This is a genomic window from Microbulbifer epialgicus (assembly GCF_041447265.1).
GTDB classification, from domain to species: Bacteria; Pseudomonadota; Gammaproteobacteria; order Pseudomonadales; family Cellvibrionaceae; genus Microbulbifer; species Microbulbifer epialgicus.
The window spans coordinates 1-14,046 of sequence record NZ_JBGMEK010000014.1 but is presented as its reverse complement, the minus strand read 5'-3'; the positions used below and the strand labels follow the sequence as shown (position 1 = coordinate 14,046).

Below are 14,046 nucleotides of genomic sequence, written 5' to 3'. Positions count from 1 at the left end.
GATTGCTTCACTGCCTTTTCCTGGTGCAATATTCTGCGGATATTGCTTTTTCTGCACAAGCGGGGCGCCTTGTAGAAATTTCTATGGAGGGTAATGTGATCTGGTTTTCTTTGCGTGATATTATTCCGAGTAAGGTTAATATATGGAAATTATCATCACTTACTTACTAATTATGTGTGATGAATACCCTGCCAGAAGTAACTATGTGGACTAAAATTGAATATTTTAGGAGGTGCTAGGTGGGGAATTAACAATATAAAAAATAGTCAGTATTGACCAAGTTTATATAAAAGATCCGGCTTTGTGACTAGCAAAGGTCCACGCTCAAGTCAACATTGAACCAAAAGGGTCACCATTGAAATGGTAGAATTGTTGCCAACTTTTTCGTGTTGGTCTCTACCAATCAATAGTCTTATAAATTTCACCAATTGCCGCTATCAGCTTATTCCTCTTTTCATCCCCTGTTGCGAAGTTTACACTCGATCTGTTTATAAATTGGGCAATCCAATACTTTTCGAGGTAGATGTAGCTGTAAGTTCATAATATCAACTAAGAGGGGCACAGCGGTGATTATAGCCATACCTAGGGAGACCGCAGAGGGGGAGGCACGTGTTGCGGCTACTCCCGATAGCATTAGGCGTTTACGTAATTTGGGATTTTCCGTTGCGGTAGAAAGGGGGGCTGGTAATAAGGCCCGTTTTACTGATGAAGCTTATGCTGAAGCCGGTGCGGAAATCCGTGAAGATATGCAAAAGTGCTTGGTCGATGCAAATGTGGTGCTCAAAGTACAGCCCCCCACTGATACAGAATTGGACCTTATTCCTGAAGGGGCTACACTGATCGCCTTTCTTAAACCGGCGCAAAATGCTGAGTTCCTGCAAAAGCTCGCCGAGCGGAATATCAACGCATTAGCGGTCGAGTCTATTCCCAGAATTTCTCGCGCACAAAAAATGGATGCGCTCAGTTCCATGGCGAATATCGCCGGTTATCGAGCGGTGATAGAGGCTGCACACAACTTTGGCCGCTTCTTTACCGGGCAGATTACCGCCGCAGGAAAAATACCTCCAGCAAAAGTGCTGGTGATCGGTGCCGGCGTAGCTGGTCTCTCGGCAATTGGTACCGCAAAAAGTATGGGAGCCATCGTGCGTGCCTTCGATACACGTGAGGAAGTGCGGGAGCAGGTAGAGTCTATGGGGGCGGAATTCCTTACCGTGGAGGTAGAGGAGGAAGGCTCTGGCTCCGGAGGGTACGCTAAGGAGATGTCCAGGGAGTTTATTGAGGCCGAAATGGCGCTGTTCCGCGAGCAGGCCAAAGAGGTGGATATTGTAATTACTACAGCCCTTATTCCGGGTAAACCCGCACCCAAACTGTGGCTGGCCGATATGGTTGATAGTATGTCGAAAGGGTCGGTAGTAGTTGATCTTGCGGCGGAAATGGGAGGAAATTGTGATTATACGGTGCCTGATGAGAAGGTAGAGCAAAGCGGCGTAACGATTATTGGGTATACCAATCTGCCCAGCCGCGCAGCGACTCAATCTTCCAGGTTATATTCCACTAATCTCGCTCACCTAATTGGAGAATTAACCCCAGAAAAGAATGGAGAAATTCACCTGGATTTTGGTGATGAGGTAATTCGAGGTGCAACGGTCGTTAAATCCGGAGAAATAACCTGGCCACCTCCTGCGCCTAAAATTTCCGCGCAGCCCAAGTCCGCGGTAATGACGGCTGAGAAAGTAAAAGTGATAGTGGAGGATAGAACTAAAAAACGCAAGTCCCCGCTGTCTATTGTTGTATTTTGGGCTGTTGCAGCGGTGTTACTTTTGTGGTTGGGCGAGGTTTCTCCACCAGACTTTGTAGCGCACTTTACCGTTTTTGTTCTTGCAATCTTTATTGGCTGGCAGGTTATTTGGAATGTCACTCATGCATTACATACACCACTGATGAGCGTGACCAATGCGATCTCCGGCATAGTCATTGTAGGTGCACTCGTACAGTTGGGATCTACAGGTTCGGGACTGGTGACATTGCTCGCTTTTATCGGGGTGTTGGTTGCTAGCATCAATATATTCGGTGGATTCTTTGTGACCTACCGTATGCTGAAAATGTTTCGCCGGTAAAGGAGAAAAATTATGATGAACGGTATGATTGCAATGGCTTACCTTTTCTCCGCGGTGATGTTTATTTTAAGTCTGGGCGGCCTATCAAGCCATGAGACTGCGCGCAGGGGAAATATTTATGGCATGGTGGGTATGGCATTTGCCATTATCGCTACCATCTCGGGGGTGGCTACCGGTGCCTATTGGATGGTAGCTATCGCCATGGTTGTCGGCGCTGTTATCGGGTTATCTCTTGCCAAGCGCGTGGCTATGACGCAAATGCCGCAAATGGTGGCCTTGTTACATAGTTTTGTCGGCCTGGCGGCGGTATTAATTGGTTGGGGGGGATTCCTGGATCTGGACGTTACCCGTCATGGTGCGGCACATGTTGTACATAGCACTGAGATTTACCTTGGAGTTTTTATTGGGGCTATTACTCTCACTGGCTCTCTTGTGGCATTTTGTAAATTACAGGGGCTTGTTTCTGGTAAGCCGCTGATGCTGCCCGCCCGCCATTGGCTTAACCTGATTGCGATTCTGGCCTGCATTGTGTTGGGTGCACTGTTTGTACCTGCTGATGTCAGCGCGGGTACAGTTATAAACCTGCTTCTGATGACTGCTATTGCGCTGTTGCTTGGTGTTCACCTCGTTGCTGCGATCGGCGGTGCTGATATGCCAGTTGTTATCTCTATGCTTAACAGTTACTCCGGATGGGCCGCAGCAGCGACCGGGTTCCTGTTGGGCAATGATCTGTTGATTGTCGTAGGTGCTCTAGTGGGCTCTTCAGGTGCGATTCTTAGCTACATCATGTGCCGCGGCATGAACCGCTCTTTTATCAGCGTGATTCTTGGTGGATTTGGTTCGGATGGTGGCGAAGTGTCCGATGAGGAGGTTGATGGTGAGGTTATCGCGATCGATCAACAGGAGCTGGCAGATGATCTCAAAGCGGCCGACAGTATTATTATTGTGCCTGGTTTCGGTATGGCTGTCGCTCATGCTCAACAAGCTGTCAGTGATCTGACTGACCGTTTAAGAAAAATGGGGAAAACTGTCCGGTTTGGTATCCACCCAGTGGCTGGTCGCCTCCCAGGGCATATGAATGTCCTACTCGCTGAAGCGAATGTGCCCTATGACATTGTGCTGGAAATGGATGAAATCAATCCAGATTTTCCCAGTACAGACTTGGTACTAGTTATTGGTGCTAACGACACTGTAAACCCCGACGCGGTGGAAAAGCCCGGCTCCCCTATAGCCGGTATGCCCGTACTAGAGGTGTGGAAAGCCCGTAAGGTAGTTGTACTTAAACGATCTATGGCCTCGGGTTATGCAGGTGTTGCCAACCCACTATTCTATAAGGAGAACGCGAGGATGTTGTTTGGGGATGCCAAGGATAGTCTTCAGGGGGTACTTGGGAAGGTGGCTGATTAAGGAAAAAGATTACTCAGCTAAGGGTGGCTATAGTCCTGCAATTGCTAGCTTAAACACTCTTTTGCCCTGCCTGCCAGTGCACGATTGAAAATCGCCTTTCAATCGTGCGAGCGTATCAAATAGTGCCTAATATCGCTTGATACTGTCTAGAATGTTAATCTTTCATCCATCTCATAAACTTATATTAAAAATATTATAGGGAGTTGGGCGTGGGGATTAACTTTAGAGCGATAGCCTTGAGGGGAATAGTGGGGCTCGGGATTACTGGACTTTCCGCCTGTGGTTTAGGCGGTGGTAGTGATGAAGATGATAATGGGAGTTCTGACAATGAGGCTTGGGTAAAGGGTAACTTTTCACCTTCATCGACTTATGTAGCTAAGTGCGTCTCTCCCCGATCGGGGGGAACTTACGAGGATGTCAAGGGTAGCCGATTGGATGAGAATAATTGGCTGCGCTCAATGAGTAACGAGCTCTATCTTTGGTATGATGAAATTGAAGATCAAGATCCCGCTAGTTTCGATGATTCCCTTTCCTATTTTGAACAGTTAAAAACCTTTGCGCTAACGTCTTCGGGTAGTGCGAAAGATCGCTTTCATTTCACAGCACCGACAGAAAAGTGGTTATCAGAAATGGAGGTTGGCTATGGGTTGCAGTGGGGTTTGTTATCAGCGCCGGATGAGCTGCCACGCAGAGCCGTTGTCGCCTATCTGGATAATGAAAGAAATGATGATGATAATAATTTACCTGATACTGTGACTCGCGGTGCAAAAATTGTCAGCGTCGATGGTGTCGAATTTGATTATGGCGATGATGTGGATACTTTGAATAACGCCCTTTGGCCTACTACGGCGGGAGAGAGTCATACATTTGAAATACTGCCACTAGGAGCTACTGACCCTGTAGAAGTTACTTTAGTCGCTAAAGTAGTTGAGTCAGATCCTGTACAGCATGTAAAAGTTGAGACTACTAACTCCGGTCGAAAAGTGGGCTATATGCTGTTTAATGACCATCTCGCCAGGGCTGAAAGTCAGCTGATTAGTGAGGTTAAACTACTTGTGTCTGAGAATATCGATGACCTGGTATTGGATCTTCGCTATAACAGCGGCGGTTATCTGGGTCTTGCTTCTGAATTGGCTTATATGATTGCTGGTGATGCAAGTGAGGGGCAGGCATTTGAGCACATCCGGTTTAATGATAAATATCCGGAAATACATCCGTTTAAGGGGGAACCGATTACTCCAACTCCGTTTTATACTACCGCACTTGGAATTGGTGATGAATCTCTAAAAGGGAATCCTTTACCAACTCTAAACCTCCCACGTCTATTTGTTTTGACTGGTGAAAATACCTGTTCAGCTAGTGAAGCCATTATGAATGGTTTGCGAGGAATAGATGTGGAGGTAATCCAGATTGGCGGAATCACTTGTGGTAAGCCCTATGGCTTTTACCCTTTGGATAACTGTGGCACTACCTATTTTACCATTCAATTTGCTGGTTCAAATGCAAAAGGTTTTGGAGATTACACTGACGGATTTTTCCCTGGAGGTCACTTCGGAACAGGAGCAGATCTGCCTGGTTGTGAAGTCGGGGATGATTTTGATCATTTACTAGGTGATGTAAATGAAGCGCGTTTTGCAGCCGCACTTAATTATATTGAGAGCGGGGACTGTGGTGAGATAACGACAAGTGCCTTTTCCGAATCTGGTGTCAATGATCACAGGCTCGAGCCCAGTGTTCGTGTACCAAAGGACCTTTTTCGCAGTAGCCGCATTATGGTGGAATAGGTGTGAGAGTCTTTGCTCGGCTTAAGTTGCCTTTATTTGCTATGGCGTGTGCTGGTTGTGTGGCTCAGCAAGTTTCTGCTGAACTGGAACCAGCTCTGCTAATTGAGAAGAATTCCCGGGTTCACAACGAGGTACAGCGTATTGTTTCTGAAGCCATGGGAGGAATAGAAATCCATATCAACCCCGAGGTATTTGCAGAAAGTAGTTTACTTGTTCTCGATAAGACCCCTCGTCAGATGGGGTTGATTGGTCGAGATATGGGGCGGCCAATAAAGTTCAAACTCCTATTTGATGGCAGTACTTGTTGGGTTATGCGTTTGCCTGATGGACCGCGCTGGAAGCTGGAGGCCTTGTGTTCTCCAGCAATCCAAAATTAATAAGCTCTTAGGGCGAAGTGGTGTTGTGCCACTTCCCTATACTTTTAGCGCAGTAGGTTGGATTTCCGCACATCCGGTTTCTGCGCTGCGCGGTAAATCAGGGCAACCTTACCGATCTCCTGAACCAGCTCTGAAGAGGATTTTTCACAGAGCTCCCCTACCAGTTGGTGGCGAACTTCGCGGTCGGCGATCATCAGTTTGACCTTGATCAGCTCGTGGTCTTCGAGTGCTCGATTCAGTTCTTCCATTACCCCCTCGCTCAGCCCATTGCCAGCTACGGTCACGACAGGTTTCAAATTGTGACCGAGTGAGCGAAGTGCTTTTTTGCGGTCGGCGGTTAAAGGCATACAATACTCCATTACCACTTTGTGGATATCGATGTGGGAACGGCCACGGTTCGCGATCTTTGCCAGTAGTTGTATGGCGAACTCGATCGCAACCTGTGGCCGCTCTTACAATTAAGCTGTAGTGATTGTAGGCATTGTACCTGATGGGCCGATCTAAGAGCAGCCACCGCTGGTTGCGTGAACATTTTAATGACCAGTACGTCAAGCAGTCCCAAAAAGAGGGCTATCGCTCCCGTGCCAGCTACAAGCTGCAGGAGCTCCAAAAGAAGGACCGCCTGTTCAAGCCAGGCATGACCGTTGTTGACCTGGGAGCGGCGCCGGGTGGCTGGTCCCAAGTGGCAATGGAGCTGGTGGGGCACAAAGGCCGGGTTTTGGCGTCTGACATATTGCCGATGGACCCTTTGGCGGGGGTGGATTTTGTACAGGGCGACTTTACCGAGGAGTCAGTGCTCAATGAGCTTCTGCAGCATCTCGGTGATGACTTGGCAGACCTTGTGATTTCCGATATGGCCCCCAATATGAGTGGAATACGTGACGTAGATCAGCCCGCCTCCATGTATTTGGTGGAACTGGCCGTGGATATGGCCCGCCAGGTGCTGAAACCGGGTGGGGCCTTTGTTGCCAAGGTGTTCCAGGGCGAGGGCTTTGACGAGCTGATCCGCGACTTGCGCGGTAGTTATACCAGTGTTGTGACCCGTAAGCCTGGCGCGTCCAGACCCCGCTCCCGTGAGGTCTATCTGGTGGCGCGGGGCTTTAAGGGCGGTTAATAAAAAAGTATCGGCGTATTTCTGGTCTGGGCGTCCGATATGGTATAAGCGATACCAAGATCGGGGGCAGGGCCGCTGACCCCCGCACCTATACTGGTTTGGACCGGTATCGATGCGACCGGTGTTGCCGGGTGGACGGATTTTGAGTGCGAAAGCGAGAGGGCTATCCCTTTGAATGATATGGCAAAGAACCTTGTACTGTGGTTAATCATCGCGGCGGTGCTGCTGATGGTATTTCAGAACTTTAAACCGCAGTCACGGGATGAGGCTCTCAGCTATTCCGACTTTGTTCAGGATGTGCAGTCGGGCCAAGTTAAGGATGTGGTTGTGGATGGCCTGGTAATTACCGGCGAGAAGGCTGATGGCAGCCGCTTCAAGACTATCCAGCCACAAATTATTGACGATGAGTTGACCAACGAGCTGGTTCGCAGCGGTGTACGGTTTATTGGGCGGGAGCCAGAGTCTCCCAGTATCTGGCAGCAGCTCCTGGTGGCGAGCTTCCCGATCCTGATTATTATTGCGGTCTTTATGTTCTTTATGCGCCAGATGCAAGGGGGGGCCGGTGGGCGCTCCGGCCCAATGGCATTTGGTAAGAGTAAGGCGCGCCTGCTCGGTGAAGACCAGATCAAGACCACTTTTGCTGATGTTGCAGGTGTCGATGAAGCGAAAGAAGAAGTCCAGGAACTGGTAGAGTTTCTGCGGGACCCCACCAAATTCCAGCGCCTGGGCGGCAATATTCCCCGCGGTGTGCTGATGTGCGGCCCTCCCGGTACCGGTAAAACTTTGCTGGCCAAAGCAATTGCCGGTGAGGCCAAGGTACCCTTCTTTTCAATTTCCGGTTCCGACTTTGTTGAGATGTTTGTTGGTGTGGGTGCTTCTCGTGTACGGGATATGTTTGAGCAGGCCAAGAAACAGGCGCCTTGTATTATCTTTATCGATGAGATCGATGCCGTTGGCCGTCACCGCGGGGCTGGAGTTGGTGGTGGTCATGATGAGCGCGAGCAAACCCTGAACCAACTGCTGGTGGAAATGGATGGCTTTGAGGGCAATGAAGGAGTGATTGTAATTGCCGCCACCAACCGCCCGGATGTTCTCGACCATGCTCTTTTACGTCCTGGCCGATTCGATCGTCAGGTGTTTGTTGGCTTGCCGGATATTCGCGGGCGGGAACAGATCCTCAAAGTGCACATGCGCAAGGTGCCCTTGGACGATAAGATCAATGCCCAGACAATCGCGCGCGGAACCCCCGGCTTCTCCGGTGCCGACCTGGCCAACCTGGTGAATGAGGCGGCCCTGTTTGCCGCTCGAGCCAACAAGCGTACCGTGACCATGGAAGAATTTGAGCGGGCGCGCGATAAGATCATGATGGGCGCCGAGCGCAAGTCCATGGTGATGAACGAGAAGGAAAAGGTGAACACTGCCTACCATGAGGCTGGCCATGCGATTATCGGCCGCTTGGTGCCTGAGCATGACCCTGTGCATAAAGTCACCATTATTCCTCGTGGTCGTGCCTTGGGTGTCACTCAGTTCCTGCCCGAAGAGGACAAGTACAGTCTCTCCAAGCGGGCGATTGAATCGCAATTGTGCTCTCTGTTTGGTGGTCGTATCGCCGAAGAGATGACTCTGGGAATCGACGGTGTGACCACTGGCGCCTCCAACGACATTGAGCGGGCCACTGATCTGGCGCGTAATATGGTGACCAAATGGGGGCTTTCGGAGAAACTGGGCCCACTGCATTACGGTGAAGACGAGAGCGGCCAGCCAGGCCAGGGCAATCCGGTATCAGGCAAAACCTCGAACGAGATTGATGAGGAGGTGCGCCGTATAATCGATAGCTGTTATGACCGTGCCAGCAAGTTGCTGGAAGAAAACAGGGATATCCTCGAGGCGATGAAAGATGCCCTGATGGAATATGAAACCCTGGATGCTGAGCAGGTAGATGATCTGATGGCACGTCGTAAAGTTCGTGCACCGAAAGATTGGCAGGACAATAATTTTGGCTCTGGAGGAAGCAGTTCTACCGGTGAAACGGATAAGACTGATACCTCTGAAGCTTCTACCGAGGCTGATAAGAGTAACCCTGTGGGCGGCCCGCTGAACGAACACTGATCTCTAACGAGACAAGGACAATACAAACGGAATGCCCGGACGGATTTAAGGCGCTTGCTTGCTCCGTTCTGGCATTCCTTTTTTTTATCTCTGTACATGAAAGTCACTTGCGGAAAATTTGTGCTGGACCTGTCCAGGCCAGTGGTAATGGGGGTCCTAAATACGACGCCGGACTCTTTCTCAGATGGTGGCAGTTATTATGCTGCCGGCAATCTTGACCTGTCTTTGGTGCTAAAGCGCGCCGAACAGATGCTGAACGAGGGGGCTGCCATTCTCGATGTGGGTGGTGAGTCCACACGCCCTGGGGCGAGTCCGGTCTCAGGACAAAAAGAGCTGGACCGGGTTGTCCCTGTGGTAGAGGCCATTTGTGCGAACTTTGACGTAATTGTATCTGTCGATACCAGTACCCCTTTAGTAATGCATGCTGCGGCAGCAGCGGGAGCGGGACTAATTAACGATGTTCGTGCACTGGAGCGCCCCGGTGCCCTGGAGGCGGCCGCGAAAACGGGGCTGCCAGTTTGTCTGATGCATATGCAGGGCCAGCCACGCAGCATGCAAAATGCCCCTTCTTACACCAATGTGGTGGAAGAGGTAGCGACTTACCTCAAGAGCCGAATCCGTGTGTGTGAGGATTATGGGATTATGCGCGAGCGTCTGATCCTTGATCCGGGCTTCGGCTTTGGTAAATCCGATGAGCACAATTTGGCTTTGCTGCGGGGGTTATCGCAGCTAGCCCCCACTAATATGCCCATACTGGCGGGGCTCTCACGCAAGTCCATGATTGGACGACTGTTGCAGCGCGAAGTGGATGAGCGACTACCGGGCAGCTTGGCGCTTGCCATGATGGCTGCGCAACGGGGGGCAAGTATTTTGCGGGTCCACGATGTTGCAGAAACTGTGGATGTACTTCGCTTGCAACAGATGATTGATCGCGAGTAAACAACCTAAGGAGCCTCGAAAGTCCCGCAGAGATATTACGGAATTATTCTGAGGTTCCCCGAATAGAAGTTTTTCCGAACCGCCGGGAGCGGCTTCTGTCATTGTTTGAAAGATGAAAATGAGCGCTTCAAGACGTTATTGAGAAGAGTTATGGAAAGAAAGTATTTTGGCACTGATGGTATCCGTGGTCGCGTGGGTGAAGGTGCAATTACCCCGGATTTTATGCTGCGACTGGGTTACGCGGCGGGCAAGGTGCTGGGGAAAATGTCTGGTGAAAAGCGTACCGGGCGCCCCTGTATCCTGATTGGCAAAGATACAAGGGTATCCGGTTATATGTTTGAGGCGGCCCTGGAAGCGGGTTTAATCAATGCCGGTGTAGATGTAGGGTTGCTAGGCCCCATGCCGACGCCAGCGATTGCATACCTTACCCGTACATTCCATGCTCGCGCGGGGATCGTAATCAGTGCCTCCCATAACCCATATCACGATAATGGCATTAAGTTTTTCAGTGCCGAGGGCAGTAAGCTGCCGGATCAGGTGGAGTTGGAAATCGAGGCCGCATTGGCACTTCCGATGGAAACGTCCAAGGATCTTGGTAAGGCTCACCGCATTGATGATGCAGCTGCGCGCTATATCGAGTTCAGTAAGGCCTCCACACCATGGAACTACTCCCTGGATGGGCTCAAGATTGTATTGGATTGTGCTAATGGGGCCACATACCATATTGCCCCCAAAGTTTTCCGCGAACTGGGTGCAGAGGTCCATGCCATCGGTATAAGTCCTGATGGATTAAATATCAATCTGGAGTGTGGCTCCACCAAGCCGCAACAGTTGCAAAAAACTGTGATTGAACAGAAGGCAGATTTGGGAATTGCTTTTGATGGTGATGGCGATCGAGTGCTATTTGTGGATAGCAACGGTGAGCTTATCGATGGTGATCAACTGCTGTTTCTTATAGGCCTGCACCAGCAGGAGTTCCTTGGTGGTTGTAAAGGTATTGTGGGTACCTTGATGAGTAATTACGGCTTTGAGCTTGCGTTGCGGGAGCGCAATATCCCCTTTGAGCGCGCTAAGGTCGGCGACCGCTATGTACTGGAGAAAATGTCTGCCAATGGCTGGATGCTCGGGGGTGAGTCCTCTGGCCACATTATCTGTGCTGATGCTTCTACTACCGGGGATGGCATCGTCGCCGCACTTCAGGTTCTGAGAGCTCTATCCGATTTTGGGGAACCCTTGCATCAGCTCAAATCCCGTATGAAAATGCTGCCCCAGCACATGATTAATGTGCGACTTGGGCATCGGAACGGTGTGCTCGATCATGCGGACGTAAAAGCGGCTGTTAGTGAGGCGGAACGCCAATTGGCCGATAGTGGAAGGGTCCTGCTGCGCCCCTCTGGAACGGAGCCCCTGATTCGGGTGATGGTAGAAGGGCGCGACAGTACTCAGGTGGAGCAGTTAGCAAAACAGATATCCTCTGTAGTTGAACGCATTGGAAACGGCTGATCCGAATTTAGGGATGTATTGGTAAGTTGGCCTGCCAGTAAACCAGAATAAAGTCGTATATTTTAGGTTGTATGTTGGCGGCAATGCCGCTAAGATTTGCGCCCCTTGAAGGAGCACACATGCGAAAACCGCTGGTAGCAGCTAACTGGAAAATGAACGGCAGCCGTGAGTTTGCCGAGCGTTTTTTCACAGACCTCAACCTCGAAGGGGTGACCTCTGGAGTTGTAGTCTGTCCTCCCTTTCCGTACCTCTCCCTGGTTGCCCAGGAAGCAGAGGAAAAGGGTGGTTTTGCTGTTGGTGGGCAAGACTTGAGCCAGGAGCCCAGCGGGGCTTTTACTGGCGAAATTTCTGCCAGCATGTTGCTCGATTCGGGTGCCCGATATGTAATTGTCGGGCATTCAGAGCGCCGAAGTTTCTACAGTGAAACTAGTGAGCTAGTCGCGAAGAAGTTTTTTGCCGCTCAAGCCGCAGGTTTAATTCCCATCTTATGTATAGGGGAAACCCTGGAGGAGCGGGAGCAGGGGCGTACTCTCGAAGTTGTTGCTACGCAGATGCAGGCTGTGAGTGAAGTAATCGACACAGATGCCTGGAAGCGTGCAGTTGTGGCCTATGAGCCCGTTTGGGCTATTGGCACAGGCAAGACTGCGACTCCTGAGGAGGCCCAGAGCGTACATGAATTTATTCGTGCTCAGCTTGGCCAAGTTGGTGATGAAGTACAGATTTTATATGGCGGTAGTGTAAAATCCGCAAATGCCAGCGCACTTTTTGCGCAGGCAGATATTGACGGTGCCCTTGTGGGCGGTGCTTCGCTTGATGCGAAGGAGTTCGCCGCGATATGTCGCGCTGCTGTTTAAAGAACAGCGGATGGGTTAGAGAATACTGAATAACGGGTTGGTTCAACCCCGGCAGAGAGTTTCCAGAAAATGGAAAAATTGGTATTAGTCGTACACGTTCTGACTGCGCTGAGTATTATCGGTTTGATTTTACTGCAACAGGGTAAGGGTGCCGAGGCTGGTGCTTCCTTTGGTGCTGGTGCATCGCAGACTGTTTTTGGTAGTCAGGGAAGCGGAAATTTCTTTTCCCGCTTGACAGCAATTTTTGCGACGGTATTCTTCGTCACCAGTTTGGGGCTGGCCTTCCTGGCCCGCCAAGATGCCGATGCTAATATCGATGCTGATCTGCCGCAAATTCCTGCGGTGATAGAGGAAACTAGCCCGGCTGGTGAGTTGCCTGAAATCCAAAATGATATCCCGCAGCTCGAAGCAGACTTGGAAGCCGGTGATGTTCCGCAGGCTCCCACTGACAGCGGATCAGAGGATTCTGAAGCTGGTCAGGACAGTGAGGAACAACAGTAAGATTTTTGCCCAGGTGGTGGAATTGGTAGACACGCTATCTTGAGGGGGTAGTGAGCTATGCTCGTGCGGGTTCAAGTCCCGCCCTGGGCACCACATCAAGATCCGAAGAAGTTCGGAATCATCCAGAAAGCCCGGTAAATCCGGGCTTTTTGCTATCTGGAAGGTACACAGCCTTCCGCTCCCGTTCATTGTCATCCGGTGCTATCTGGCGCTACATTTGGTGCTACCTAGTTCAATTTAGAAACTGGTAGCACCACCAATGGCCCTAACAGATACCCAAATCAAATGTCCGATAACACTATACGTAGGGCAATTTTTAATATGGACTGGGATGGTTCCCAAAAGGAAGAAGTAAAGCGAACCCCCATGGTTTCCGCGCTACAGCTTCTTCAATCCTGAATGAGACCGGCTTTAATCCTGACGCCATTGAAAGGCAGCTTTCCCACATGGAAAGGAATTGGGTGCGGGCTGCATATACCCAATATGCTCGTTATATGGATGAGCGAAAAGAAATGATGCGGTGGTGGGCAAATTACCTCGATGAGATGCGGGGGCGCGGTGCCGATATTTGCAAAGCAAAGTTAGAACTTTCCTTCGAAGGCTGAATATTAGATTGAAGCAATTTTTCAACGTGGCTCGCTATTTGTTAGGTTTATATCAAAGTTAATCCAGGCCCACTCCTATGGGATGAAAAGATCGAGCCTACTGCTCGTAGCCTGGATTCTAATTGTGGGTTCCGTAGGGATATAGTTATGAATGATTCACTACGAATAATTGAGACCGACAACCTTGTAATGAGTATTGAAACAGCTCTTAAGCGGTTTTAAGGAAATGCTTGGGCACCGGAAGAAAACTTGAAAGAGTTCCTTGCCCAGCTTAGGTGCCCGTTTAGACTTGACCGCAACAGTGCGCGCTTAGGGATCACAGTAAAGCAATTAAAACACATTGGCGTTTAATGAAGCTTGAGTACGAAGATCGCGGTGCGGTGGGCTTAATATGATAGTTATAGAAGGCATGCACCGCGCAGAATCAAGTGTAGTAGTTCAGACTTGATCTGACAGTTACCGGTTTTTCAGAAGGTGCTTTGTCAGGTCAAATTCAGTTTACGAGTTTTTCCTTCCAGGTGCTTTTTCCATCTTCAAGTGTTGCCATCGGAGTGCGGCCACAACACTTTTTACCCTGATGGGTACGGTCATTATTGTAATATGTGAGCCATTCGTCCAGATCCTTTTGTAACTCTTCTATTGATCCATAGATCTTCCGGCGTAATGAAGGCTGGTAGAACTCTTGTAGAATGGTTTTATGGAAGCGCTCACAGATGCCGTTGGTTTGTGGATGCCT

At 50.0% G+C, this 14,046-nt stretch carries 12 protein-coding genes and 1 tRNA gene; 11 read left to right on the top strand and 2 right to left on the bottom strand.

Annotated elements, in window-relative coordinates; genetic code table 11:
* Positions 1-566 precede the first annotated feature (566 nt).
* The 4 genes from ACCI49_RS08460 (at position 567) to ACCI49_RS08445 (ending at position 5,685) form a co-directional block, all read left to right on the top strand.
* Positions 567-2,117 carry a Re/Si-specific NAD(P)(+) transhydrogenase subunit alpha gene (locus tag ACCI49_RS08460; RefSeq protein WP_371838526.1) on the top strand — a complete coding sequence of 517 codons (1,551 nt, stop codon included), beginning with the start codon at positions 567-569 and terminating at the stop codon, positions 2,115-2,117.
* A gap of 15 nt (positions 2,118-2,132) precedes the next feature.
* Positions 2,133-3,524 (top strand): Re/Si-specific NAD(P)(+) transhydrogenase subunit beta, encoded by a 1,392-nt coding sequence (gene pntB / locus ACCI49_RS08455; RefSeq protein WP_371838591.1) that lies wholly within the window; start codon positions 2,133-2,135, stop codon positions 3,522-3,524.
* 431 nt (positions 3,525-3,955) lie between these two features.
* Complete coding sequence (locus ACCI49_RS08450) at positions 3,956-5,308, top strand: S41 family peptidase (RefSeq protein ID WP_371838525.1); 1,353 nt, start codon at positions 3,956-3,958, stop codon at positions 5,306-5,308.
* A 2-nt stretch (positions 5,309-5,310) separates the two neighbouring features.
* Positions 5,311-5,685 carry a hypothetical protein gene (locus ACCI49_RS08445; RefSeq protein WP_371838524.1) on the top strand — a complete coding sequence of 125 codons (375 nt, stop codon included), beginning with the start codon at positions 5,311-5,313 and terminating at the stop codon, positions 5,683-5,685.
* Positions 5,686-5,729: 44 nt separating this feature from the next.
* Here ACCI49_RS08445 and yhbY read toward each other — a convergent pair whose 3' ends face one another.
* The gene (gene yhbY / locus ACCI49_RS08440) at positions 5,730-6,032 is read right to left on the bottom strand and encodes a ribosome assembly RNA-binding protein YhbY (RefSeq protein ID WP_371838523.1); all 303 of its coding nucleotides are present in this window, start codon (positions 6,030-6,032) and stop codon (positions 5,730-5,732) included.
* A 143-nt stretch (positions 6,033-6,175) separates the two neighbouring features.
* On the opposite strand from yhbY, the gene rlmE reads away from it, so the two are divergent.
* The 7 genes from rlmE to ACCI49_RS08405 all read left to right on the top strand — a co-directional run bounded on the left by rlmE (position 6,176) and on the right by ACCI49_RS08405 (position 12,798).
* Entirely contained in the window at positions 6,176-6,799 is a 624-nt protein-coding gene (gene rlmE, locus ACCI49_RS08435; protein WP_371838522.1) for a 23S rRNA (uridine(2552)-2'-O)-methyltransferase RlmE, read from the top strand.
* Between the two features lie 180 nt (positions 6,800-6,979).
* Complete coding sequence (gene ftsH / locus ACCI49_RS08430) at positions 6,980-8,908, top strand: ATP-dependent zinc metalloprotease FtsH (protein ID WP_371838521.1); 1,929 nt, start codon at positions 6,980-6,982, stop codon at positions 8,906-8,908.
* Positions 8,909-9,004: 96 nt separating this feature from the next.
* Complete coding sequence (gene folP, locus ACCI49_RS08425) at positions 9,005-9,847, top strand: dihydropteroate synthase (protein ID WP_371838520.1); 843 nt, start codon at positions 9,005-9,007, stop codon at positions 9,845-9,847.
* Between the two features lie 150 nt (positions 9,848-9,997).
* Complete coding sequence (gene glmM / locus ACCI49_RS08420; protein ID WP_371838519.1) at positions 9,998-11,350, top strand: phosphoglucosamine mutase; 1,353 nt, start codon at positions 9,998-10,000, stop codon at positions 11,348-11,350.
* 119 nt (positions 11,351-11,469) lie between these two features.
* Positions 11,470-12,204: a triose-phosphate isomerase gene (gene tpiA / locus ACCI49_RS08415; RefSeq protein WP_371838518.1), complete on the top strand. Its 735-nt coding sequence runs from the start codon at positions 11,470-11,472 to the stop codon at positions 12,202-12,204.
* Positions 12,205-12,273: 69 nt separating this feature from the next.
* Positions 12,274-12,705: a preprotein translocase subunit SecG gene (gene secG / locus ACCI49_RS08410; RefSeq protein ID WP_371838517.1), complete on the top strand. Its 432-nt coding sequence runs from the start codon at positions 12,274-12,276 to the stop codon at positions 12,703-12,705.
* Positions 12,706-12,712: 7 nt separating this feature from the next.
* Positions 12,713-12,798 (top strand) — tRNA-Leu (locus ACCI49_RS08405).
* Between the two features lie 1,005 nt (positions 12,799-13,803).
* Here the strand turns inward: ACCI49_RS08405 and ACCI49_RS08400 are convergent.
* On the bottom strand, positions 13,804-14,046 hold a 243-nt coding region (locus ACCI49_RS08400), incomplete at its 5' end, for an integrase core domain-containing protein (protein WP_371838516.1).

Bases quoted from the DNA above. Each gene is read 5' to 3' on its own strand.
- glmM (WP_371838519.1), top strand. From the start codon at position 9,998: ATGGAAAGAAAGTATTTTGGCACTGATGGTATCCGTGGTCGCGTGGGT.
- ftsH (WP_371838521.1), top strand. From the start codon at position 6,980: ATGGCAAAGAACCTTGTACTGTGGTTAATCATCGCGGCGGTGCTGCTG.
- yhbY (WP_371838523.1), bottom strand. From the start codon at position 6,032: ATGCCTTTAACCGCCGACCGCAAAAAAGCACTTCGCTCACTCGGTCAC.
- tpiA (WP_371838518.1), top strand. From the start codon at position 11,470: ATGCGAAAACCGCTGGTAGCAGCTAACTGGAAAATGAACGGCAGCCGT.
- secG (WP_371838517.1), top strand. From the start codon at position 12,274: ATGGAAAAATTGGTATTAGTCGTACACGTTCTGACTGCGCTGAGTATT.
- folP (WP_371838520.1), top strand. From the start codon at position 9,005: ATGAAAGTCACTTGCGGAAAATTTGTGCTGGACCTGTCCAGGCCAGTG.
- rlmE (WP_371838522.1), top strand. From the start codon at position 6,176: ATGGGCCGATCTAAGAGCAGCCACCGCTGGTTGCGTGAACATTTTAAT.
- pntB (WP_371838591.1), top strand. From the start codon at position 2,133: ATGAACGGTATGATTGCAATGGCTTACCTTTTCTCCGCGGTGATGTTT.